Here is a 20,025-nt window from a genome sequence, read left to right on the forward strand (position 1 = left end):
GGCTCAGTCGTCCTTGATCCGTTCCATCGCCCAGCCGACGCTGAACCCGTGCAGGATGGTGGAGAGCAGGATGACGAGGCCGACGAGCGTCCAGAGCTGGGATTCGTTGGTGAATTCCATGTGGCTGCCGGCATAGCAGAGGTAGTAGATCGAGCCGATGCCGCGCACGCCGTAGACCGATACGGCGGCGCGGTCGCGGTAGGGCATCGGGCTGCCCAGGAGGCCGATCCAGCCGGAGAGGGGCCGCACCACCAGGATCAGCAGCAGCGCGAAGAGCACGTGGATCCAGTTGAGATCGGTCAGAAGCAGCGGCAGCACGGTGCCGAGCCCGACCAGCAGCACGGCGGTGAGCGCGTGTTCGATGGATTCGGAGAAATCGTGCAGGCGGCGGTGGAAGTGGTGGTCCTGCTCGACCCGGCGCAGGGTGAGCCCCATGACGGCGACGGCGATGAAGCCGTAGCCCTCGACCAGCTCGGTCGAGCCGTAGCAGAGCAGCACGCCGGCCAGCGCCACCACGCCCGAGCCGGTTTCGGCGAGGATCGCGCCCTTCGGCACGGAGAAGAGCACGTAGCCCAGCACCCGCGCCCCGGCCCAGCCCATCGCCGCGCCCACGGCGATGCGGTAGACCACGTCGAGCAGCAGCCAGTCGAGCAGCAGGTCGCCCGCCGTCAGCCCGCCCGCGGCGGCGAGCAGGCCGAGATAGACGAAGGGGAAGGCCAGGCCGTCATTGAGCCCGGCCTCGGTGGTGAGGGTGAAGCGGACGGGGTGTTCGACGCCTTCCTGTGGCGGCCCCGCCTGCACGTCGGCGGCCAGCACCGGGTCGGTCGGCGCCAGCACCGCGCCCAGCAGGATGGCCCCGGCGACGGTCAGCCCCTCAAGCCCGATGCCCAGCATCGCCACGGCGAGGATGGTGAGCGGCATGGCGATGCCCAGCATCCGGAACGTGGGCGTCCAGCGGCGCCAGGGGCGGAGCGCGTCGATCCGCATGCCGGTGCCGAAAAGGGCGATGATCACGGTCAGTTCGCTGACAAGTTCCCAGATGCGCGGCGCCTCGCGCGGGTCGGGGAGCGTGGGCAGGTTCGGCACCAGCAGCGCCGCGCCCGCGCCGAAGAGGATCATCAGCGGCGCCGAGGCCGGTTCGCGGTCGGAGACGAGGCGGGGCAGCCAATGGGCGAGGATGACGATGGCCCCGACGACCGCGAGGGCCATGTGGTAGGAGCTGAACGCGAAGAAGTCTTCTGGCGGCACGTGGGGGGGCATCCTTTGTCCTGGGAACCGGGGATATGATAATACGGGGGTACGCCGGTTGAACAAGCGCCATGATCAACGCGGGCCGCGGCCCGGGTGTTCCCCCGGCGGCGGCGCGCGGGCGGCGGGGGTGGTGCATGGATATTTGTGACCAAGAAGAAGCAGGGGTGGCCCGACGGCGGCAGCAGTGTTTTTTCCCCGTGTACAGCGGGCGCAAGGCAGGGTAGGAGGGCGCTTTCCAGACCTGTCGCGCGACAGGGGGCGGTGCCGGTGGCGCCGCGAGCTCAAACAGAACGGTTTTTCCCGATGATCCAGTCCCTCTCCGATGCGCTCGCCGAGCGCGGTTACGATATTCTGACCCCCGTGCAGGAGGCGGTGACGGCGCCGGAGCTGGCGGAGGCCGACCTGCTGGTCTCGGCGCAGACGGGCTCGGGCAAGACGGTGGGGTTCGGGCTGGCGATCGGGCCGACGCTCTTGGGGGAGGCGGGCGTGTTCGGGCCGGCGGAGGCGCCGCTGGGGCTGATCATCGCGCCGACGCGGGAGCTGGCCTTGCAGGTGACCCGGGAGCTGGGCTGGCTTTACGCCAAGGCGGGCGCGCGGATCGCCTCCTGCGTGGGCGGCATGGACATGCGCGACGAGCGCCGGGCGCTGGAGCGGGGCGCGCATATCGTGGTGGGCACGCCGGGGCGGCTGAGCGATCACATCCGGCGCGGGTCGCTGGAGATGGGCAGCCTGCGGGCCGTGGTGCTGGACGAGGCGGACGAGATGCTCGACCTCGGCTTCCGCGAAGACCTGGAGTTCATGCTGGGCGAGGCGCCGGAGGCGCGGCGGACGCTGCTGTTCTCGGCCACGGTGCCGCCGATGATCGTGACGCTGGCCAAGCATTACCAGCGGGATGCCGTGCGGGTGACCACCCTGTCGGACAGGAGCCCGCATGCGGATATTTCCTACCAGGCGCTGCGCGTGGCGCCGCAGGATGCGGAGAACGCGATCATCAACGTGCTGCGGTTCCACGAGGCGCAGAACGCCATCGTCTTTGCCAACACGCGGGCGACGGTGAACCGGCTGACGGCACGGTTCGCGAACCGGGGGTTCTCGGTCGTGTGCTTGTCGGGCGAGCTGAGCCAGGCGGAGCGGAGCCATGCGTTGCAGGCGATGCGCGACGGGCGGGCGCGGGTCTGCGTGGCGACGGACGTGGCGGCGCGGGGGATCGACCTACCGAACCTGGAGCTGGTGATCCATGCCGAGCTGCCGTCGAATTCGGAGACGTTGCTGCACCGGTCGGGGCGGACGGGGCGCGCGGGGCGGAAGGGGATCTCCGCTCTGATCGTGCCGCCGAAGGTGGGCAAGAAGGCCGAGCGGCTGTTGAAGGGTGCCAAGGTGGAGGCCGAGTGGACGGTGCCGCCGGGGGCGGAGGAGATCCTGCGGCGTGACGAGGAACGGCTGCTGGCCGATCCGGTGTGGCAGGAAGCGCCGAGCGAGGCGGAGGCGGAGTTTGCCGCGCGGCTTCTGGCGGAGCAGTCGCCCGAGGCGGTGGCGGCGGCCTATCTGCGGCTGTTCCGGGCGCGCCATTCGGTGCCGGAGGAGCTGTCGGACGTGGCGTCGCGGCCGGAGCCCAAGCCTCGGCCCGAGTTCGGGGCGAGCGTGTGGGTCTCGCTCTCGGTGGGGCGCGACAAGGGGGCGGAGCCGCGCTGGCTGTTGCCGCTGATGCTGCGGGCCGGGGCGCTGGAGAAGGCCGACGTGGGCGCGATCCGGGTGCAGGACACGGAGACCTTCGTGGAAATCGCCGAGGCTGCGGCGGAGAATTTCATGGCGTCGCTGGAGCAGGGTGGCGTGCTGGAGAAGGGCGTGAGCGTTCGGGCCGTCGAGGGGGTTCCGGAGTTCGGGCGGCCTGAGCGGTCAGAGCGGCCGGCGCGTCCGGCGGGCGGTGCGCCGAAACGGGGCGGCGGCAAGCCGTGGCAGGAGAAGAAGGACACGCGGCCGAGGGGGCCGAAGCCCGAGCGGCGCGAGACAGCGGAGCGGGCGGAGAAACCTGCGCGGGCGGAGCGTGGGCCCCGGCCTGAGCGGAAGGCGGAGCCGCCGCGGGAGAAACCGGGGAAGGCGTTCGAGAGGACGGCGCCCGGCGGCAAGCCGAAGAAACCTTATGAACCGCGCAAGCCGAAACCGGCCGCGGAGGGCGGGGCGCCGCAGGATACCCGCAAGCCGCGGAGCAAGGGGCCGAAGCCCGGTAAGCCGGCAGGGAAGCCTGTGGGAAAGCCGGACACGAAGGCCGGTGCGGGCAAGCCGAAGCCCAGGGCCAATGCCTCGGATACTTCGAAACGGTTCACGCCGCCGGGGAAACCGGGCAAGCCGGCCAAGCCCCGGGGCGGGGTGCGTGGAAAGGGTGGCAGCGCCGTGCCGAAGCGGCGCAAGCCGTGACCGGCCGGGCCGTCAGTGGCCCATGATCATGCCTTCGAGGGCGGATTTCTCCATCGAAAGCTCCTGAAGCCGGGCCTTGACCACGTCGCCGATGGTGACGATGCCGACGAGCTTGCCGTTCTCGACCACGGGCATGTGGCGGAAGCGGCCCTCGGTCATGCGGGTGAGCACGGCGTCGGAGCTGTCCTGCTTGGAGCAGCAGACGGGGTCGGGCGTCATCATCTGGTCGACGGTTTCCTGCAGGCACTTGGCGCCGCGGGCGGCCAGCGAGCGGACGATGTCGCGCTCTGACAGGATGCCCTCGGCCGCCTCGCCATCGGACGAGACCACGAGGCCGCCGATGCGCTTGTCGGAGAGAATCTGGGCCGCATCCGAGACGCGCGTGCCGGGTTTTATGGTGATGACACCGTCATTGCCCTTGGATTTCAGGATCTGTTGCACCAGCATGGCCGGTTACCCCGCAATATTATTCCGTCAATTCAAGGGTCTGTTATTCGATTGTTTCTGTCAAGCCTCGGCCTCGAGCCGGGCGATTTCTGCGCGGATTGCCTCGCAGAAGGATTGGGCGAAGCGGTTGAGCCGGTCGAGGCGGCGGTCGTCGGCGGGCCGGACGAGGTAGAAGGCACGGGTGAGGCTGAGCTGATCGGTCAGGAGCTTGCGGGTGCCGGGGAAGAAGGGCATGGCGAAATCATGCATGATGCCGACGCCCGCGCCCTGCCGGATCCAGCCCATCTGGACCGCGACGGAGTTGGAGGCGAGATCGACCCGGGTGAGCCCGGCCTCGCCGAGATAGTCGAGTTCCTTGTCGAAGATCATGTCCTGGATGTAGCCGATGATGCGGTGGCCGTTCAGGTCGTCGAGCGAGGTGATCGGCGGGGCCTCGCGCAGGTACTCCTCGGAGGCGGCGAGGTGGAGGCGGTAATCGGCGATCTTCTGCACCGTCAGCCGCCCGGCGGTGGGGGGCGAGACGGCGACGACCATGTCGGCCTCGCGCCTTGTGAGGTTGAAGAGGCGGGGGAGGGCGACGATCTGGATCTCGAGCCCGGGATTGGCGCGGCCGATGCGGTCGCAGACCTGTGGCAGCAGGAAATTGGCCGAGCCGTCGGGCGCGCCGATGCGGATCTGGCCGGAGATGCCGGCGGCCTGGCCCGCCATGTCGTCGGCGGCGTCTTCCACCGCCTGTTCGGCGCGGGTGGCATGGGTCATCAGGCGTTGGCCCGCGTCGGTGAGCGCATAGCCGGTGGGCGACTTGGCGAAGAGCGGCGCGCCGTAGCTGGCCTCGAGCCGGGCGACGCGGCGGCCGACGGTGGCGGGGTCGAGTTTCAGCAGACGCCCGGCGCGCGACAGGCTTTCGGCGCGGGCCACGGCGAGAAACACTTTCAAATCATCCCATTGCACCTGCATCCCGTTACCCTTTGCATTTATGCAAGACGTTTTTGAGACATTGCCCCTTTTCCATCTATTTTTGCAACGGTAGGGTCGCGCCAAATTCTCATGGAGGAGCGTCATGAAAGAACTGACCCATTATATCGGCGGCGAGCATGTGAAGGGCACGTCGGGCCGGTTTTCCGATGTCTACAACCCCGCGACGGGCGAAGTTCAGGCGAAATGCCCGCTGGCCTCGACCGAGGAATTCGGCAAGGCGGTCGACATCGCCGAGAAGGCGCAGCCCGCCTGGGGTGCGACCAACCCGCAGCGCCGCGCGCGCGTGCTGATGGAATTCGTGCGCCTGCTGAACCGTGACATGGACAAGCTGGCCGAGGCGCTGTCGTCGGAGCACGGCAAGACGGTGCCGGATGCCAAGGGCGACGTGCAGCGGGGCCTCGAAGTGGTGGAATACTGCATCGGCGCGCCGCAGCTTCTGAAGGGCGAGTTCACCGACAGCGCCGGCCCGGGGATCGACATGTATTCCATGCGCCAGCCGCTGGGCGTGACCGGGGGCATCACCCCGTTCAACTTCCCGGCGATGATCCCGATGTGGATGTTCGCGCCGGCGATTGCCTGCGGCAACGCCTTCATCCTCAAGCCGTCGGAGCGTGACCCCTCGGTGCCGCTGATGCTGGCCGAGCTGATGGAAGAGGCCGGGCTGCCCAAGGGGATCCTGCAGGTGGTGAACGGCGACAAGGAAGCCGTGGACGCGATGCTGGATCACCCGGTGGTCCAGTCGATCGGCTTCGTGGGCTCCACGCCGATTGCCGAGTACATCTATGGCCGCGGCTGTTCCAACGGCAAGCGGGTGCAGTGCTTCGGCGGGGCCAAGAACCACATGATCGTGATGCCGGATGCCGACATGGACCAGGCGGCGGATGCGCTGATCGGGTCGGGCTACGGTGCGGCGGGCGAGCGCTGCATGGCGATCTCGGTGGCGGTTCCCGTGGGCGACGAGACCGCCGACAAGCTGATCGAGAAGCTGGTGCCGCGGATCGAGAAGCTGAAGGTCGGGCCCTATACCGCGGGCGACGACGTGGATTACGGCCCCGTGGTGACGGGCGAGGCGAAGAAGAAGATCCTCGGCCTTGTCGAGAAGGGGATCGAGCAGGGCGCCGAGCTGGTGGTCGACGGGCGGGATTTCTCGCTCCAGGGCTACGAGGACGGGTTCTTTGTCGGCCCGCACCTCTTCGACAAGGTGACGCCGGACATGGATATCTACACGCAGGAGATTTTCGGCCCGGTGCTGTCGACCGTGCGGGCGGGCTCCTACGAGGAGGCGCTGGCGCTGGCGATGGACCACGAGTATGGCAACGGCACGGCGATCTTCACCCGTGACGGCGACGCCGCGCGCGACTTTGCCAACCGGGTCAACGTGGGGATGATCGGTGTGAACGTGCCGATCCCGGTGCCGCTGGCCTACCACACCTTCGGCGGCTGGAAGAAATCGGCCTTCGGCGACCTGAACCAGCACGGGCCGGATGCCTTCAAGTTCTACACCCGCACCAAGACCGTAACGGCCCGCTGGCCGTCGGGGATCAAGGAAGGCGGCGAGTTCAACTTCAAGGCGATGGACTGACCTTGCCGACATGAGCATACTGACCGGGCCGCGCGCTTCCTGCCGCGGCCCGGTTTCGTTTTGGGGAGGACGTGGCGATGTGGCCTGACACGCGGCTTTGCAGATTGCTGGGGATCGAGCACCCGATCATCCTGGCGCCGATGGCGGGGACGACGACGCCCGAGATGGTGGCGGCGGTGTCGAATGGCGGGGGGTTGGGCTCGCATGGCTGTGCGACCATGCCGCTCGACCGGCTGGAGCGGGACGTGGAGGTGCTGGCGCGGTCGACGAACCGGCCGGTAAACCTCAATTTCTTCTGTCACACCCCGCCCGAGATCACCCGCGCCCAGCACGAGGCGGTGCTGGAGGCGCTGGCGCCGTTCTATGCCGCGGCCGGGGTCACGCCGCCCGAGGGCGTGCCGAAAGCGCCCTATGCCCCCTTCGGGCAGGCGCATCTGGAGGCGCTGCTGGCGCATCCGCCGGCGGTGGTGAGTTTCCATTTCGGCCTGCCGGAGGGTGACGCGGTGAAGGCGCTGAAGAAGCGCGGCTGCCTGGTGTTCAGCTCGGCCACCACGGTGGCCGAGGCGCGCTGGCTGGAGGCGCGGGGCGTCGATGCGGTGATCGCGCAGGGCTGGGAATCGGGCGGGCACCGGGGCGTGTTCCTCGAGCCCGAGAACGACGCGCAGGTTGGCCTGTTCTCGCTGCTGCCGCAGGTGGCGGACGCGGTGAAGGTGCCGGTGATTGCCGCGGGCGGCATTGCTGACGGGCGGGGCATTGCCGCGGCCTTCAAGCTGGGCGCCTCCGGCGTGCAGATCGGCACCGCCTTCATCAGCGCCGACGAGGCCGCGCACAAGCCCCTGCATGACGAGGCGGTGGCCGCGGGCGCCGATGACAGCACGCGGATCAGCCTTGCCGGCTCGGGCCGCCCGGCGCGGGCGCACCGGACGCCGTGGCTGGACGCGATGACCAAGGTGGGCACGGCGCCCTTCCCGCTGATGTATCATTACACCGCCGGGTTGCAGGCGGCGGAGGCGGAGAAGCACCGCTTCTCGTTGTACGGCCAGAGCGCGCGGCTGGCGCCCGGCGGCGATACCGGCGCGCGGCTGGCAGCGCTGGTCGAGGGGGCGCGGCGGGCCTTCGGGTAGGCCCCGGTTTGACGGCGGCTGGTGCGGTGCGCCGGCATGTCCGCCGGAACATTCGGCCTGGCGGTCCCGTTGACAGGGCAGGCGCGACATCGCGCCGGATGACCCGGAGGACCGACATGCAGACCTTACCCCTTGCCGCCATCGCGTTGCTGCTGGCCGGCGCGCAGCCTTTGCTGGCGCAAAGCACGCAACAGGATATCGAGGCCGAACAATCGCCGACGCTCGAGATGCCGGAGTCCGGCGTCGTCGACGAAGAGGCAGCCGGTTCGGAGGTGGACGACCCCTCGGATGTCGGTGTGGAGACGAATTTCGACTCCGCGGCAGATGACCCGGGCACCGCGGCGGAGACTGACCCCGCGGCCGATCCGGACATGCCGGCCAATGCGCGGCTCTCCTACGAGATGCTGAACGACCGGCGCAAGCTGGCGGACAGCATCCGCAGCAAGACCGCGGCGCCCGACGCGCCGCTGTCGCACCTGGAGGATCTGGCCGATGTGTACATCCTGCCGCTGAGCAAGGTGAAGGAGCAGGGCAATTACGAGGGCCCGCCGATGGACGAGATCCTCGAGGGCAAACAGGACATGGTGGCGGCGTATCGCAGCCAGATGGCAAACAACCAGTTGGTGCGGCTCAAGCTGGACGAGGCCGGGTTCACCCACGAGGACGTGCTGACCTGGGAAACCGCCGGCACGGCCGTGGCGACCGTGGTGGTCGATGATCGCTGAGCCGGGTCGGGCGCGCGCCTCTTTGCGGATGAGCCCTTGATTTCCGCCGTGCAGGGCGGGGAGACTGGGGCGACCAGCGCAGGAGGGGCGGGCATGGCGATTGTGGAACCGGAGTTCACCATCGGGATCGAGGAGGAATATCTTCTCGTCGATCGCGACAGTCTCGACCTGGCCGAGGCGCCGGAGGCGTTGATGGAGGCCTGCCAGACCGAGTTGCAGGACCAGGTCGCGCCGGAATTCCTGAAATGCCAGATCGAGATCGGCACCAAGGTTTGCCGCACCGTGGCCGAGGCGCGGGAGGATCTGAAGCGGCTCAGGTCCTGCGTGTCGAAGCAGGCGGCCAAGCACAACCTCGTGCCGATTGCTGCCTCGTGCCATCCGTTCTCCGACTGGCGCGAGCAGCATCATACCGACAAGGAACGCTATAACGAGTTGCACGACGACCTGGCGGGCGTGGTGCGGCGGATGCTGATTTGCGGGATGCACGTGCATGTGGGCATCGCCGAGCCCGACCGGCGGGTCGACCTGATGAACCAGTTGGCCTATTTCCTGCCGCACCTGCTGGCGCTCAGCTGTTCCTCGCCGTTCTGGCAGGGGCGGGATACCGGGCTCGACAGCTACCGGCTGACGGTGTTCGACAACCTGCCGCGCACCGGGCTGCCTCCACGAATGGCCAGTTTCGGCGAGTTCGAACGCTCGGTGCAGATACTGACCGATCTCGGCGTGATCGAGGATGCCTCGAAGATCTGGTGGGATCTGCGGCCCTCCTCGAAATTCCCCACCATCGAGTCGCGGATCTGCGACGTGCAGCCCCGGCTCGAGCATACGCTGACGCTGGCGGCGCTCACGCAGGCGCTGACGCGGATGCTGTGGCGGCTGGCGACGCGGAACCAGCGCTGGCGGATCTACGACCCGTTCCTGGTGTCGGAAAACCGCTGGCGGGCGCAGCGCTATGGAAGCCGCGAGGGGCTGATCGACCTCGGCCGGGGAGAGATCGTGCCGATGGGCGAGCTGGTCGAGGAGATCGCCGGGCTGATCGCCGAGGATGCGCAGCATTTCGGATCGCTGGAGGAGGTGGAGCGCGCGCAGGAGATCGTGCAGGGCGGCACCAGTTCGGCGCGGCAGCGGCAGGTCTATGTCGATGCGCTCGAGGCCGGCGACGACCCCGAGCGCGCGCTTCAGGCGGTGGTGCGGCACCTGGTCGACGAGTATCACGCCGACCTCTGAAAGGGCCGTGCGGGGCGGCGGCAACGGCGCCGGGTTTCGGTCTGTTTCGGCCTTGCATTCCCCGGCGCAGTATTGTTGCTTGTGCCCGCGACAGAGCGCCCGGACTGAATGGAGGAGCCGCCCATGCGTATCGGACTTTATCCGGGGACGTTCGACCCCATCACGCTTGGTCATATCGACATCATCCGCCGGGCCTCGTTCCTTGTCGACCGGCTGGTGCTGGGGGTGGCGATCAACCGGGACAAGGGGCCGCTCTTCACGCTGGAGGAGCGCGTCGAGATGATTGAGGCGGAATGCGAGAAGCTGAGCCGCCAGACCGGCACCGAGATCGTCGCGCACCCGTTCGAGAACCTGCTGATCGACTGTGCCCATGACGTAAACGCGACGCTGATCATCCGCGGCCTGCGGGCCGTGGCGGATTTCGAGTACGAGTTCCAGATGGTCGGCATGAACCGGGTTCTGGACAGCTCGGTCGAGACGGTGTTCCTGATGGCCGACGCGCATCACCAGGCGATTGCCTCGAAACTGGTGAAGGAGATCGCCCGGCTGAACGGCGACGTGGGCAAGTTCGTGACCCCGCCGGTGAACGAGGCGCTGAAGGCGAAGTTCGCGGCGAAGTAGGCGGGGGCGGGCCGGTGATCGGGTCTGTCGACCGCCTGAAACGTTTCTTGCTCCTGACGGCGCTGTTGGCGCTCTGCGGATGCGCGCAGACAATGACCTCCTCGAGCGTGACTGTCGATGCGGCTTACCTGACGGAGGAGACCGAGGCCACTCTGGTCGCGGCCGTTTACGCCAAGGCCGAGGCGCTGTCCGGGACGTGCAAGCTTGTGAACGCGGAGCGACGATACCATAGCTGCTCGGTTGGAGAGGTTTCGGGAAACCCGTCGTTCGAGATGAATGTGGGGTATGGTCAGAACGGGGAGTTTGGCGTCAGCCTGACCACGGTCCTTGTGCACTGGTTTCCGCCCCCGAAAGTGGACGTCATTTCCGGGGCCTTCCTTTCGGAGCGCCATAAGCGGTTGGAAGACTGGATGCTGAGCCTGGTACCGGAAGAGGCGGCCGTGAATGCCGTGAGGCATTACATCGGGTATGACCACTCCGAAGAATTTTAACCGACGCCTAGCGCCAGAAGGCCAGCCACTCGATCAGGTCGGCGAGCTTGCGGGCCAGGAAGATCGAGCCGGACCAGTCGTAATACATGTAGTCGACGCCGAGCCCGATCAGGATCAGCACGCCTAGGAAAAGAGCAACCTGGTTGTTCATGTCTCGGGCCTGGTCCTGCCTGCCGGTTGTCTGCCGGATATGCCCGAGGCGGGGCGGGGGCGCAAGGGTCCAGGCCGGGCATGACCGCCGGCGCCGGTGACCGGGCCGGTCTATTCGATCACCAGCGAACGTATCGCCACCTGGTGCGGCTGGTTCAGGATGAAGAGGATCGCGCCGACCACCTCGCGCGTGCTGAGGGTGTGGTCGGGCGGCTCCGGCGTGGCCCAGTCCGGGCTCGACGGCGCGACCTCCTCGAAATCGCCGGGATAGACCGCCGTGACCCGGATGCCGGTGGCCGACAGCTCGTCGGCCAGACCTGTCACGAAGCCTGCCTGCGCGTGCTTTGCCGCCGTGAACGGGACCGAGGCGACGTTCAGCGGCCGGTTGGGCACGCCGCTGGTCGACACGACGGTGTGAATGTCCGCCCCGGGCCGCGCCTTGAGGATCGGCAGGACATGGCGGGTGAGGATCAGCGCCCCGATGGCGGCCGAGGCGATGCAGGCCGCGATGTCGGTGTCGGTGGCCGCTTCCATCGCGCCCGGCAGCCACATGGCGCCGTTGTGGACGATCCCGTCGAGATCGGGATGGCCGTGGGCCAGCGCCTCTCCGGCGCGGGTGGCGCTTTCCCGGTCGGCGAGGTCGCAGGCGATCAGGTCCGCGTTCTGCCCCGTCAGGTCGCGGATCGTGCGGGCGGTGGTGTCGAGCGCGGCTTCCGTGCGGGCCAGCAGCACGGGTCGGGCACCGGCGCGGGCCATCTCGATGGCGAGGGCGGCGCCCAGGCCACGGGCGGCGCCGGTGATGGCGAATTTCCGGTTCGATATGCGCATGGCTGTCCCTTCCCTTGGTCACGAGCGGTGATTCGAAGGGCAGCGTAGGACTTCAAGGGCCCTTGAAGGCAAACGCCAAATGCCGTGGCGGGCGAGAAGGGGGTTGTAATGTAAAACGAACGTTTTACATTTGAAGCCATCTGACGATGGAGGCGTCCCGATGGACAGGACAACAAAACTGATCGCCGCCGCCGAGCGGCTGTTCGACCGGCACGGCTATGTGGCCACCGGCATGGACCGGCTGACGCGGGCGGCGGGCATGTCGAGCCGGACGCTCTACAAGCATGCCGGCAGCAAGGATGCGCTGATGGCGCGGGTGCTGGGCGCGCGGGACCGGCGGTTCCTGCGGCGGCTGGAGGTGAGCCGGGTGGATGCGCTCTTTACCGCGCTGGCCGATTGGCTTCGGGTCGAGGGCGCGCGAGGGTGTTTCTTCCTGCGGGCAAGAGCCGAGACCGGCGGCGACGTGCCGGAGATCGCCGAGGCGGTGGCCGCGCACAAGGCGGCGTACCGGGCGAGGATTCAAGCGGTTGTGACGGCCGAGCTGGGCCGGGAGGACGAGGCGCTGGCAGAGCAGGTGCTGGTGTTGCTCGAAGGGGCGACCCACGCGGCCGTCTACCGGGGCGCGGAGGCGGTCGAGGCGGCGCGCGCGGCGGCGGCGGTGCTGGTGGAGAGGGCACGGGCATGAGCTCGGCGCTGCGCATCGGGGCGACGGGCTTCGGCCTGATCGCGGTCTGCTACGGCTTCGCGCGCTTCGCCTTCGGGCTGTTCCTGCCGCAGATCGACGGCGCGCTGGCGCTCGGGCCGGCGGTGAGCGGGGTGATCTCGGGCGGGGCCTTTGCGGGCTATTGCGTGGCCATCGTGGCCTCGGCCGCACTGACCGAGCGGGTGGGCGCGCGGGCCGTGGCATCCGGCGCGGCGCTGGTGGCGGCGGTGGGCATGGCGGGGATCGCGCTGGCGCCGACGGCGGGCGTTCTGGCGGTGGCGGTGATCGTTGCGGGGCTGAGCACGGGGCTGGCCTCGCCGCCGATGGCGGCGGCGGTGGCCGTGGCCGTGCGGCGCGCGCGGCAGGACCTGACCAACACGGTGATCAATGCCGGGACGAGCGCGGGCGTCGCGCTGTCGGGGCCGGTGGCGCTGGCCATGGCGGGGCAGTGGCGGCTGGCCTTCGCGGGGTTCGCGGGCGTCGCGCTGATCCTGGCGGTGGTGGCGTTGCGCGCCCTGCCGCCGGCGGGTGGCACGGCGGCGGGTGGCTTGCCAAAGCTGACCGGACAGCTGCGCCGGCTGATCGGGGCGTCCATCCTGATGGGGATGGCCAGCACGGCGCTGTGGTCCTTCGGCGGTGCGCTGGTGGCGCAGCGACTGGGCTGGGGCCCGGGCGGGGCCGGGATGCTGTGGAGCTGCATCGGCGCGGGCGGCGTGGCGGGCGCGGTGGCCGGCGGGCTGGTGGCGCGGTTCGGGCTCGATGCCGTGCACCGGGCGTTCCTTGGCCTGATGGCGGCGGGGATCGTGGCCGTCGGCGGGGTGGTGACGGCGCCGGCGCTGGTGCTGGCCGGCGGGGCGGCGTTCGGCGCGGCCTATGTCATGCTGACCGGCGTCTACCTCGTCTGGGGCGTGCGGGCGGTGCCGGGGCGGCCGGCGACCGGGCTGATGGTGGGGTTCCTGACCATCGCCGTGGGGCAGACGGCCGGGGCGCCGGTCTTCGGGGTGGTGCTGGGGCGCTTCGGGGCCGGGCCGGCGGTGCTGGTCTTTGCCGGGCTCGCCCTTGTCGCGGGGCTGTTCGCGGCGCGGCGCGGGCCGGCGGGGAAGGCGGCAATGGCGGGGTGACCGCAGCCGGGGGCGGCTGCGGTCGGTGTCAGGTCAATCGGTTCAGGACAGCCGGCCCATGGCGACGGCCACGTCGGCCATGCGGCAGGAGAAGCCCCATTCGTTGTCGTACCACGCCAGTACGCGGACAAGGCGGCCGCCGGTGACCTTGGTCTGCTCGGGGGCGAAGATCGAGCTTTCCTCGGTATGATTGAAGTCGATCGAGACCTTGGGCTCAGGGTCATAGCCCAGCACGCCCTTCATCTTGCCCGCTGCCGCTTCGGCGACGATCTCGTTCACGTCGGCTTCGGTCACGTCCTTCTTGGCGATGAAGGTCAGGTCGACCGCCGAGACGTTGGGCGTGGGCACCCGGATGGCCGAGCCGTCGAGCTTGCCCTTGAGGTCGGGCAGCACCTCGCCCAGCGCCTTGGCGGCACCGGTGGAGGTGGGGATCATCGACATCGCCGCCGCGCGGGCGCGGTAGAGATCCTTGTGCCGTCGGTCGAGCGTCGGCTGGTCGCCGGTATAGGCGTGGATCGTGGTCATGATGCCGCTTTCGATGCCGATCCCCTCGTGCAGGACCTTGGCGACGGGCGCCAGGCAGTTGGTGGTGCAGGAGCCGTTCGAGATCATCTTCTCGCCGGCGGCCAGATCCTCGTGGTTGACGCCGTAGACCACGGTGCGGTCGACATTCTTGCCCGGCGCCGAGAGCAGCACCTTGCCGGCGCCGCGCTCGAGATGGGCCTTGGCCTTTTCACCGTCGTTGAACTTGCCGGTGCATTCGAGCACCACGTCGACGCCGGACCAGTCGAGCTCGTCCATCTCGTAGGTCGAGAACATCTCCATCGGGCCGCGGCCCAGGTCCATCGTGCCGTCGCCCAGCGTGATCTCGTTGGGGAAGCGGCCGTGGACGCTGTCATACTTGATCAGGTGCGCCGCGGTTTCCAGCGGGCCGGTGGCGTTGACCTTCACGACCTTGATGTCGTTGCGCGTGCTGGTGGCGATATGGGCGAGGGTGCAGCGGCCGATCCGGCCGAACCCGTTGATGCCGACGGTGATGGTCATGAGGCAGACTCCCGGTGCGTGGATGTTGGCCGCGATATAGACGTGGGGAGGGCGGGGAGAAAGGTGAAAATCGGCCTTTATCAAAGTGATAGCGATAACGTAGCGGGGGTGTGGCGGGGATGCGCTTATGGTGGCGCTAACGTCGTGGGGGCGGTAGGGCGAAGTCGGGCCAGCCAGGTTGGTCGGGTGCGCGGGACCAAGCGGACACCACTCCCAGGCCAGGAAATGTCAGCTTTCGGTTTGCATCGACCAATCGAGCGCTTTGACCTCAAGCGCTTCGTCTCTGAAGTAGAAATGGAAGTGTCTAGTGCCCAAGCCGTTCATTGTGATCCAAGGTGTTTCGTCGAGATCATCACGAGTGTTACCCGAAATTTCGTAGAACTCGCCCCACTCCGGTGCGAAGCCACTGAAACGACATTGTCCATCATACCAGCAGTCGTCGTTTACGCTTGTAATGCGGTACCTTTCGCAGCTTTGAAATCTTACCGATATCAACGAGACATGCTTGAACTCAGGATAGAAGAATTGATTGGGTCTGAAACGGGCGACGAGCGACGTGTCGTACTGCACGACTCGGAGATTGGGCGCATTCGGTTCCGCATTCCAGTCAGTGTTCAGTTGAGTGAACTTCAGCATTGTTAGTTGCTCTCACGCGAGATCCTCAGAAGCTGATAGCAGACCTTTGTGCAACGCGCAGCATTCCGAATAGTGGATGCCAAGCCGACGTCTGACCCGACAAAAAAAGGACCGGTCGCGATGACCGGCCCTGTGAGGTTTCAAATCGGCGCCCTTAGCTGGGCACTTCTCTGATCCGGTTGACGTCGACCGTGCCGGTGCCCTGCTGGCAGAAGGACATGTCGGCGCGGGTGCCGCTGACTTCGACATATTCGCCTTCGGTGAAGCGGACATCGTCGCTGGTCAGCGACCAGGTGTCGCCGTCGCTCGTGCGCAGGACCATGCATTCGACGCCCTGTTGCACGCGGCCTTCCAGCGTGACGCGGTCGTTGCGGGGGGCCTCTCTGTCGCCGCCGTCGCGGTCGATCTCGGTCAGGCGGATGACGTCGACGGTGCCCAGCCCCTGCTGGCAGAAGGCGGCGGCCTTGCGGGCGCCGCGCACGCGGACGTATTCGCCGGCGGTGAAATCGACATCGGCGCCGGTGAGGGACCAAAGATCGCCATCCGCCGTGGTCAGCGTGGCGCATTCGGTGCCGTCGCCGATGCGGCCTTCGAGGGTCAGCATGTCACTGCCGCGCCCGTTATCTTCCTCGCGGTCGCGACCGTCATCGCCGCCCGGTGCGATCTCGTTCAGCCGGGCGACCTCGACCGTGCCGATGCCCTGCTGGCAAAAGGACATGTCGGCGCGGGTGCCCGAGACCCGGACATATTCGCCGGGGGTGAAGTCGACATCGGCGCCGGTGAGGGACCAGGTGTCGCCATCGGCCGTGGTCAGCGTGGCGCATTCGGCGCCCTGGCTCACGCGGCCTTCCAGCGTGATCCGGTCATTGCCGCCGCCGGTGTCACGGTCGCGCCCGGTGACCTCGAAGCGGCCGGATTTGAGGGTCATGCCCCGGTCGGTATCCAGCACGTAGATCAGGTCGTCGCCCGGATCGGCCCAGTCGGGCAGGCCCACCTGCGCCGAGAGGTTGCCCTCGCCATTGGCGCGGGCCTGGCCCATGGCGCGCCATTCCGACGAGACGCGGCCGACTCCGATGGTGACCCAGTCATCGGGCCGCAGGTTGCGGGCGCGCAGGGTCACCTGCGTTTCCGGCGGGCCGCTGTCGGGGGTGATCCGCACGGCGGCGGAGGGGTCGTCGGTGGGAATGTCGATGACCTCGCCCACGCGCAGGTCGGCGGGGTCGATATCGCCGTTGGCGTTGAGCAGTTCGATGATCGACACGCCGACCGCCTGGGCGATGGAATAGAGGGTTTCGCCCTGGCCCACGCGGTAGGTCTCGGCGCCCCTGCGGGTGCCGTCGCTGTAACTGGCCTCGCCCCCGGCACGTGTGCCGGCGGTCAGGCGGACGCTCTGGCCGACCGACAGGTCGCGGGCGTCGATCTTCGGATTGAGCTCCATGATCCGGGTCAGGCCCACGTCGCAGCGCTGCGAGACCTGGTAGAGCGTGTCGCCCGGCTCGATTGCGTAGGACGTGCCGCAGGCGCCCTGGGCGTTTGCCATGCCCGCCCCGGCGGTCAGGGCCGCCGCGATGACGGCGGCGCGGGTGGTGGTGGGTTTCATCCGGTTTCCTCCGTTTTTTCCTTCTCCCTTTGCGCCCAACCAAACCCCCGGCGGTCATGTTCCGGGGAATTCGGCCTTGCGGCAGGGGGCGAGGCGGCTAATCCTAGGCGGGCACGGACACCACGGGGGCGAGACATGACCGATTTTCTGCTGCTGGCGTTCATCTTCCTCGTGGCGGGCGTGATCTCTGTGCCGATCGCGACGCGGCTGGGGCTGGGCTCGGTGCTGGGCTACCTGATCGCGGGGATCGTGATCAGCCCGATGCTGGCGCTTTTGCGGGTCGACGTGGTCTCGATCCAGCATTTCGCGGAGTTCGGCGTGGTGATGATGCTGTTCCTCGTCGGGCTGGAGCTGGAGCCCAAGCACCTGTGGTCGATGCGGGCGCGGCTGCTGGGGCTGGGCGGCGGGCAGATCGGGCTGACCGTGGCGCTGGTGGCGGGCGCGGGGATCGTGCTGGGCCTGTCCTGGACCGTGGCACTGGCGGTGGGGCTGGTCTTCGCGCTGTCCTCGACCGCCATCGTGCTGCAGACGCTGGGCGAGAAGGGGCTGATGAAATCCGATGGCGGGCAGTCCTCCTTCGCGGTGCTGCTCACGCAGGATATTGCGGTGATCCCGATGCTGGCCTTCCTGCCGCTGCTGGCGCTGCCGGAGCTGGCGGATCACGCGGCGGTGGTGGTCGGGCACGGCGCCGAGGAGGCCGCCCACGGTGCGGCCGAGGCGGGGCATGACGACGGCGGGCACGGGCCCGCGATCAGCCTTGTCGACGGTCTCTCGGGCTGGCAGACGGCGCTGGTGACCTTCGCGGCGGTGGCGGCGGTGGTGATCGGCGGGTCGTACCTGACCACCCCGGTCTTCCGCTTCATCGCGGCGGCCGGGCTGCGCGAGCTTTTCACCGCGACGGCGCTTCTGATGGTGGTGGGCATCGCGCTGCTGATGCTGGTGGTGGGGTTGTCGCCCGCGCTGGGGACGTTCCTGGCGGGGGTGGTGCTGGCCAACTCGCCCTACCGGCACGAGCTGGAAAGCGATATCGACCCGTTCCGGGGGTTGCTGCTGGGGCTGTTCTTCATGACGGTGGGCGCCTCGATCAACTTCGCGCTGCTGTTCGACAACCTGTTCGGCATCCTCGCCATGACCATCGGGCTGATGGCGGCGAAGGTGGCGGTGCTGCTGGTGCTGGCGGTGGTGTTCCGGATCCGGGGCGCCGACCGGTGGCTTTTCGCGCTGGGGCTGGCGCAGGCCGGCGAATTCGGGTTTGTCCTGCTGTCCTTCACCGTGGCCAACGGGGTGATCCCGACGGCGCTGGCCGATCAACTGTTGCTGGTGGTGGCGCTGTCCATGCTGCTGACGCCGGGGCAGTTCATCCTCTACGACCGGGTGATCGCGCCGCGCTTTTCCACCGTGCAGGAGCGCGAGGCCGACGAGATGCCGGGCGACAAGCAGATCATCATCGCCGGCGCCGGCCGGATGGGCGGGCTGATCGACAGGGTGACCAAGGCGGCGGGGCTGAGCACCACGGTGATCGACTACAACGCGCGGCGGCTCGATATCCTCGAACGGTTCGGCACGCGGCATTACTACGGCGACGCCTCGCGCCCCGACCTGCTGCACGCGGCGGGGATCGGGGAGGCGAAGATGCTGATCGTCGCCATCGACGACCGCGGACAGATCAACGAGATCGTCAGGCACGTGACCAAGACCTATCCGCAGGTGCATATCGTGGCGCGCGCCGTCGACCGGGATCATGTCTACGAGCTGTGGACGCTTGGCTGTCGCGACATCATCCGCGAGACCTTCGACAGCTCCATGCGGATGAGCCGCTCGGTCTTCGAGGCGCTGGGGCTCGAGCGGGACGTCGCCCAACAGATGGTCGACGCTTTCATCGAGACCGACCAGGCTGCGATGCTGGAGGCGGCGGAGGCCTATGACAGCGGGGTGCCGCTGCACGAGAACACCGCCTATATCGAGCTTGTCCGGTCGCGCCGCGGCGTGTGGGAGGCGGAAACGCGCGAACGCATGGAACGGATACGGGGCGGCGGGGCTTAGGTTTCCAGGGTAACGATTCTAGCGGGGGCACAGGGTTATGAGCGGACTTATCGCATTGCTGGACGACGTGGCGGCGCTGGCCAAGGTGGCGGCGGCCTCGGTCGACGACGTGGCGGGGCAGGCGGCCAAGGCCGGCGCCAAGGCGGCGGGCGCGGTGATCGACGACGCGGCGGTGACGCCGAAATACCTTCAGGGCTTTGCGCCGGCGCGGGAACTGCCGATCGTCTGGCGGATCGCGCGGGGCTCGCTGATCAACAAGCTGGTCTTCCTGCTGCCGGCCGGGCTGGCGCTGTCGGCCTTCGCGCCTTGGCTCATTCCGCCGCTTCTGATGCTGGGCGGGGCATACCTGTGTTTCGAGGGGGCCGAGAAGGTGGCCCACGCGCTGGGGTTCGGCCACGAGCATGGCGGCCCGGACGGCAACCACAAGATCACCGACCCGGCGCATCTCGAGGAGGAAAAGGTCAAGGGCGCAATCAAGACCGACTTCATCCTGTCGGCCGAGATCATGACGATCGCGCTGGCCGCCATACCGCCCAGCAACATCTGGATGGAAGGGGCGACGCTGGCCATCGTGGCGGTGGGGATCACGGTGGCCGTCTATGGCGCGGTGGCGCTGATCGTGAAGGCCGATGACGTGGGGCTGTTCATGTCGAAGAACGGGGCCCTTCGGGTGACCCGCGCGCTGGGGCGCGGGATCGTGCGGGCGATGCCGCGCTTCATGTGGCTGCTGACGGTGGTGGGCACGGCGGCGATGCTGTGGGTCGGCGGGTCGATCATCATCCACGGGCTCGACACGATGGGCTGGCCGGTGATCTATGACTGGATCCACCATTTCGCCGAGGATATCGCCCACGCGGCGGGCCGGGCCGAGGGCGCGGTGACCTGGGCGATCGTCGCGGCGCTGGACGGGGTTTTCGGGCTGGCGCTCGGGCTGGTGCTGGTGCCGGTGGGCACGAAGCTGGTCGCCCCGGTCTGGCAGCGGGTGGCGCGGCTCAACCCGTTCGTCTGAGCCGAGCGTCCCGGTTTCGGAAACAGACTG

The 20,025-nt window shown here is 68.3% G+C and carries 19 protein-coding genes; 11 read left to right on the plus strand and 8 right to left on the minus strand.

Annotated elements, in window-relative coordinates; all coding sequences use genetic code 11:
• Window positions 1–3 precede the first annotated feature (3 nt).
• Window positions 4–1,260, minus strand: coding sequence for a cation:proton antiporter (locus ACO07J_RS08840; RefSeq protein ID WP_422028280.1), 1,257 nt, complete (start codon window positions 1,258–1,260; stop codon window positions 4–6).
• Between the two features lie 294 nt (window positions 1,261–1,554).
• Here ACO07J_RS08840 and ACO07J_RS08845 point away from each other — a divergent pair, with 294 nt between their 5' ends.
• Entirely contained in the window at window positions 1,555–3,666 is a 2,112-nt protein-coding gene (locus ACO07J_RS08845; protein ID WP_422028282.1) for a DEAD/DEAH box helicase, read from the plus strand.
• Between the two features lie 12 nt (window positions 3,667–3,678).
• Here the strand turns inward: ACO07J_RS08845 and ACO07J_RS08850 are convergent, their stop codons facing one another.
• On the minus strand, window positions 3,679–4,113 hold the full coding sequence (locus ACO07J_RS08850) for a CBS domain-containing protein (RefSeq protein ID WP_422028284.1): 435 nt from the start codon (window positions 4,111–4,113) through the stop codon (window positions 3,679–3,681).
• A gap of 60 nt (window positions 4,114–4,173) precedes the next feature.
• On the minus strand, window positions 4,174–5,070 hold the full coding sequence (locus tag ACO07J_RS08855; protein WP_422028286.1) for a LysR family transcriptional regulator: 897 nt from the start codon (window positions 5,068–5,070) through the stop codon (window positions 4,174–4,176).
• A 103-nt stretch (window positions 5,071–5,173) separates the two neighbouring features.
• On the opposite strand from ACO07J_RS08855, the gene ACO07J_RS08860 reads away from it, so the two are divergent.
• The 6 genes from ACO07J_RS08860 (at window position 5,174) to ACO07J_RS08885 (ending at window position 10,861) form a co-directional block, all read left to right on the plus strand.
• A complete protein-coding gene (locus ACO07J_RS08860; RefSeq protein WP_422028288.1) occupies window positions 5,174–6,673 on the plus strand; it encodes a CoA-acylating methylmalonate-semialdehyde dehydrogenase in 1,500 nt (499 codons plus the stop codon).
• Between the two features lie 77 nt (window positions 6,674–6,750).
• Complete coding sequence (locus tag ACO07J_RS08865) at window positions 6,751–7,797, plus strand: NAD(P)H-dependent flavin oxidoreductase (protein WP_422028290.1); 1,047 nt, start codon at window positions 6,751–6,753, stop codon at window positions 7,795–7,797.
• Between the two features lie 116 nt (window positions 7,798–7,913).
• The gene (locus tag ACO07J_RS08870; RefSeq protein ID WP_422028292.1) at window positions 7,914–8,522 is read left to right on the plus strand and encodes a hypothetical protein; all 609 of its coding nucleotides are present in this window, start codon (window positions 7,914–7,916) and stop codon (window positions 8,520–8,522) included.
• Window positions 8,523–8,615: 93 nt separating this feature from the next.
• Window positions 8,616–9,749 carry a carboxylate-amine ligase gene (locus ACO07J_RS08875; RefSeq protein WP_422028294.1) on the plus strand — a complete coding sequence of 378 codons (1,134 nt, stop codon included), beginning with the start codon at window positions 8,616–8,618 and terminating at the stop codon, window positions 9,747–9,749.
• Window positions 9,750–9,872: 123 nt separating this feature from the next.
• Window positions 9,873–10,370 carry a pantetheine-phosphate adenylyltransferase gene (coaD, locus tag ACO07J_RS08880; protein ID WP_422028296.1) on the plus strand — a complete coding sequence of 166 codons (498 nt, stop codon included), beginning with the start codon at window positions 9,873–9,875 and terminating at the stop codon, window positions 10,368–10,370.
• Between the two features lie 92 nt (window positions 10,371–10,462).
• Window positions 10,463–10,861 (plus strand): hypothetical protein, encoded by a 399-nt coding sequence (locus tag ACO07J_RS08885; RefSeq protein WP_422028298.1) that lies wholly within the window; start codon window positions 10,463–10,465, stop codon window positions 10,859–10,861.
• Window positions 10,862–10,868: 7 nt separating this feature from the next.
• On the opposite strand, the gene ACO07J_RS08890 is transcribed toward ACO07J_RS08885, so the two are convergent.
• Together ACO07J_RS08890 and ACO07J_RS08895 are read right to left on the minus strand one after the other, a co-directional pair.
• Complete coding sequence (locus tag ACO07J_RS08890) at window positions 10,869–11,012, minus strand: hypothetical protein (protein WP_350133087.1); 144 nt, start codon at window positions 11,010–11,012, stop codon at window positions 10,869–10,871.
• 110 nt (window positions 11,013–11,122) lie between these two features.
• On the minus strand, window positions 11,123–11,839 hold the full coding sequence (locus ACO07J_RS08895) for an SDR family oxidoreductase (RefSeq protein ID WP_422028300.1): 717 nt from the start codon (window positions 11,837–11,839) through the stop codon (window positions 11,123–11,125).
• Between the two features lie 160 nt (window positions 11,840–11,999).
• Here ACO07J_RS08895 and ACO07J_RS08900 point away from each other — a divergent pair, with 160 nt between their 5' ends.
• Window positions 12,000–12,524 (plus strand): TetR/AcrR family transcriptional regulator, encoded by a 525-nt coding sequence (locus tag ACO07J_RS08900; protein WP_422028302.1) that lies wholly within the window; start codon window positions 12,000–12,002, stop codon window positions 12,522–12,524.
• Entirely contained in the window at window positions 12,521–13,663 is a 1,143-nt protein-coding gene (locus ACO07J_RS08905) for an MFS transporter (RefSeq protein ID WP_422028304.1), read from the plus strand. Before ACO07J_RS08900 ends, ACO07J_RS08905 begins: the two co-directional genes overlap by 4 nt.
• Window positions 13,664–13,705: 42 nt before the next feature.
• On the opposite strand, the gene gap is transcribed toward ACO07J_RS08905, so the two are convergent.
• The 3 genes from gap to ACO07J_RS08920 all read right to left on the minus strand — a co-directional run bounded on the left by gap (window position 13,706) and on the right by ACO07J_RS08920 (window position 16,943).
• On the minus strand, window positions 13,706–14,707 hold the full coding sequence (gene gap / locus ACO07J_RS08910; protein WP_422028306.1) for a type I glyceraldehyde-3-phosphate dehydrogenase: 1,002 nt from the start codon (window positions 14,705–14,707) through the stop codon (window positions 13,706–13,708).
• A 228-nt stretch (window positions 14,708–14,935) separates the two neighbouring features.
• The gene (locus tag ACO07J_RS08915) at window positions 14,936–15,343 is read right to left on the minus strand and encodes a hypothetical protein (RefSeq protein WP_422028308.1); all 408 of its coding nucleotides are present in this window, start codon (window positions 15,341–15,343) and stop codon (window positions 14,936–14,938) included.
• Window positions 15,344–15,497: 154 nt separating this feature from the next.
• Window positions 15,498–16,943, minus strand: coding sequence for a DUF5818 domain-containing protein (locus tag ACO07J_RS08920; protein WP_422028310.1), 1,446 nt, complete (start codon window positions 16,941–16,943; stop codon window positions 15,498–15,500).
• Window positions 16,944–17,078: 135 nt separating this feature from the next.
• Here ACO07J_RS08920 and ACO07J_RS08925 point away from each other — a divergent pair, with 135 nt between their 5' ends.
• Both ACO07J_RS08925 and ACO07J_RS08930 read left to right on the plus strand, forming a co-directional pair.
• Window positions 17,079–18,986, plus strand: coding sequence for a cation:proton antiporter (locus ACO07J_RS08925; protein WP_422028312.1), 1,908 nt, complete (start codon window positions 17,079–17,081; stop codon window positions 18,984–18,986).
• Between the two features lie 37 nt (window positions 18,987–19,023).
• Complete coding sequence (locus tag ACO07J_RS08930) at window positions 19,024–19,995, plus strand: DUF808 domain-containing protein (RefSeq protein ID WP_422028314.1); 972 nt, start codon at window positions 19,024–19,026, stop codon at window positions 19,993–19,995.
• Window positions 19,996–20,025 lie beyond the last annotated feature (30 nt).

It is taken from the genome of Roseovarius sp., from assembly GCF_965228755.1.
Classification (GTDB): domain Bacteria; phylum Pseudomonadota; class Alphaproteobacteria; order Rhodobacterales; family Rhodobacteraceae; genus Roseovarius.

Coding starts and splice junctions, on each gene's coding strand:
- gap (WP_422028306.1), bottom strand. CDS start 14,707: ATGACCATCACCGTCGGCATCAACGGGTTCGGCCGGATCGGCCGCTGC.
- ACO07J_RS08890 (WP_350133087.1), bottom strand. CDS start 11,012: ATGAACAACCAGGTTGCTCTTTTCCTAGGCGTGCTGATCCTGATCGGG.
- ACO07J_RS08860 (WP_422028288.1), top strand. CDS start 5,174: ATGAAAGAACTGACCCATTATATCGGCGGCGAGCATGTGAAGGGCACG.
- ACO07J_RS08905 (WP_422028304.1), top strand. CDS start 12,521: ATGAGCTCGGCGCTGCGCATCGGGGCGACGGGCTTCGGCCTGATCGCG.
- ACO07J_RS08855 (WP_422028286.1), bottom strand. CDS start 5,070: ATGCAGGTGCAATGGGATGATTTGAAAGTGTTTCTCGCCGTGGCCCGC.
- ACO07J_RS08865 (WP_422028290.1), top strand. CDS start 6,751: ATGTGGCCTGACACGCGGCTTTGCAGATTGCTGGGGATCGAGCACCCG.
- ACO07J_RS08920 (WP_422028310.1), bottom strand. CDS start 16,943: ATGAAACCCACCACCACCCGCGCCGCCGTCATCGCGGCGGCCCTGACC.
- ACO07J_RS08925 (WP_422028312.1), top strand. CDS start 17,079: ATGACCGATTTTCTGCTGCTGGCGTTCATCTTCCTCGTGGCGGGCGTG.
- ACO07J_RS08885 (WP_422028298.1), top strand. CDS start 10,463: ATGACCTCCTCGAGCGTGACTGTCGATGCGGCTTACCTGACGGAGGAG.
- ACO07J_RS08845 (WP_422028282.1), top strand. CDS start 1,555: ATGATCCAGTCCCTCTCCGATGCGCTCGCCGAGCGCGGTTACGATATT.
- coaD (WP_422028296.1), top strand. CDS start 9,873: ATGCGTATCGGACTTTATCCGGGGACGTTCGACCCCATCACGCTTGGT.
- ACO07J_RS08895 (WP_422028300.1), bottom strand. CDS start 11,839: ATGCGCATATCGAACCGGAAATTCGCCATCACCGGCGCCGCCCGTGGC.
- ACO07J_RS08870 (WP_422028292.1), top strand. CDS start 7,914: ATGCAGACCTTACCCCTTGCCGCCATCGCGTTGCTGCTGGCCGGCGCG.
- ACO07J_RS08840 (WP_422028280.1), bottom strand. CDS start 1,260: ATGCCCCCCCACGTGCCGCCAGAAGACTTCTTCGCGTTCAGCTCCTAC.
- ACO07J_RS08900 (WP_422028302.1), top strand. CDS start 12,000: ATGGACAGGACAACAAAACTGATCGCCGCCGCCGAGCGGCTGTTCGAC.
- ACO07J_RS08850 (WP_422028284.1), bottom strand. CDS start 4,113: ATGCTGGTGCAACAGATCCTGAAATCCAAGGGCAATGACGGTGTCATC.
- ACO07J_RS08915 (WP_422028308.1), bottom strand. CDS start 15,343: ATGCTGAAGTTCACTCAACTGAACACTGACTGGAATGCGGAACCGAAT.
- ACO07J_RS08875 (WP_422028294.1), top strand. CDS start 8,616: ATGGCGATTGTGGAACCGGAGTTCACCATCGGGATCGAGGAGGAATAT.
- ACO07J_RS08930 (WP_422028314.1), top strand. CDS start 19,024: ATGAGCGGACTTATCGCATTGCTGGACGACGTGGCGGCGCTGGCCAAG.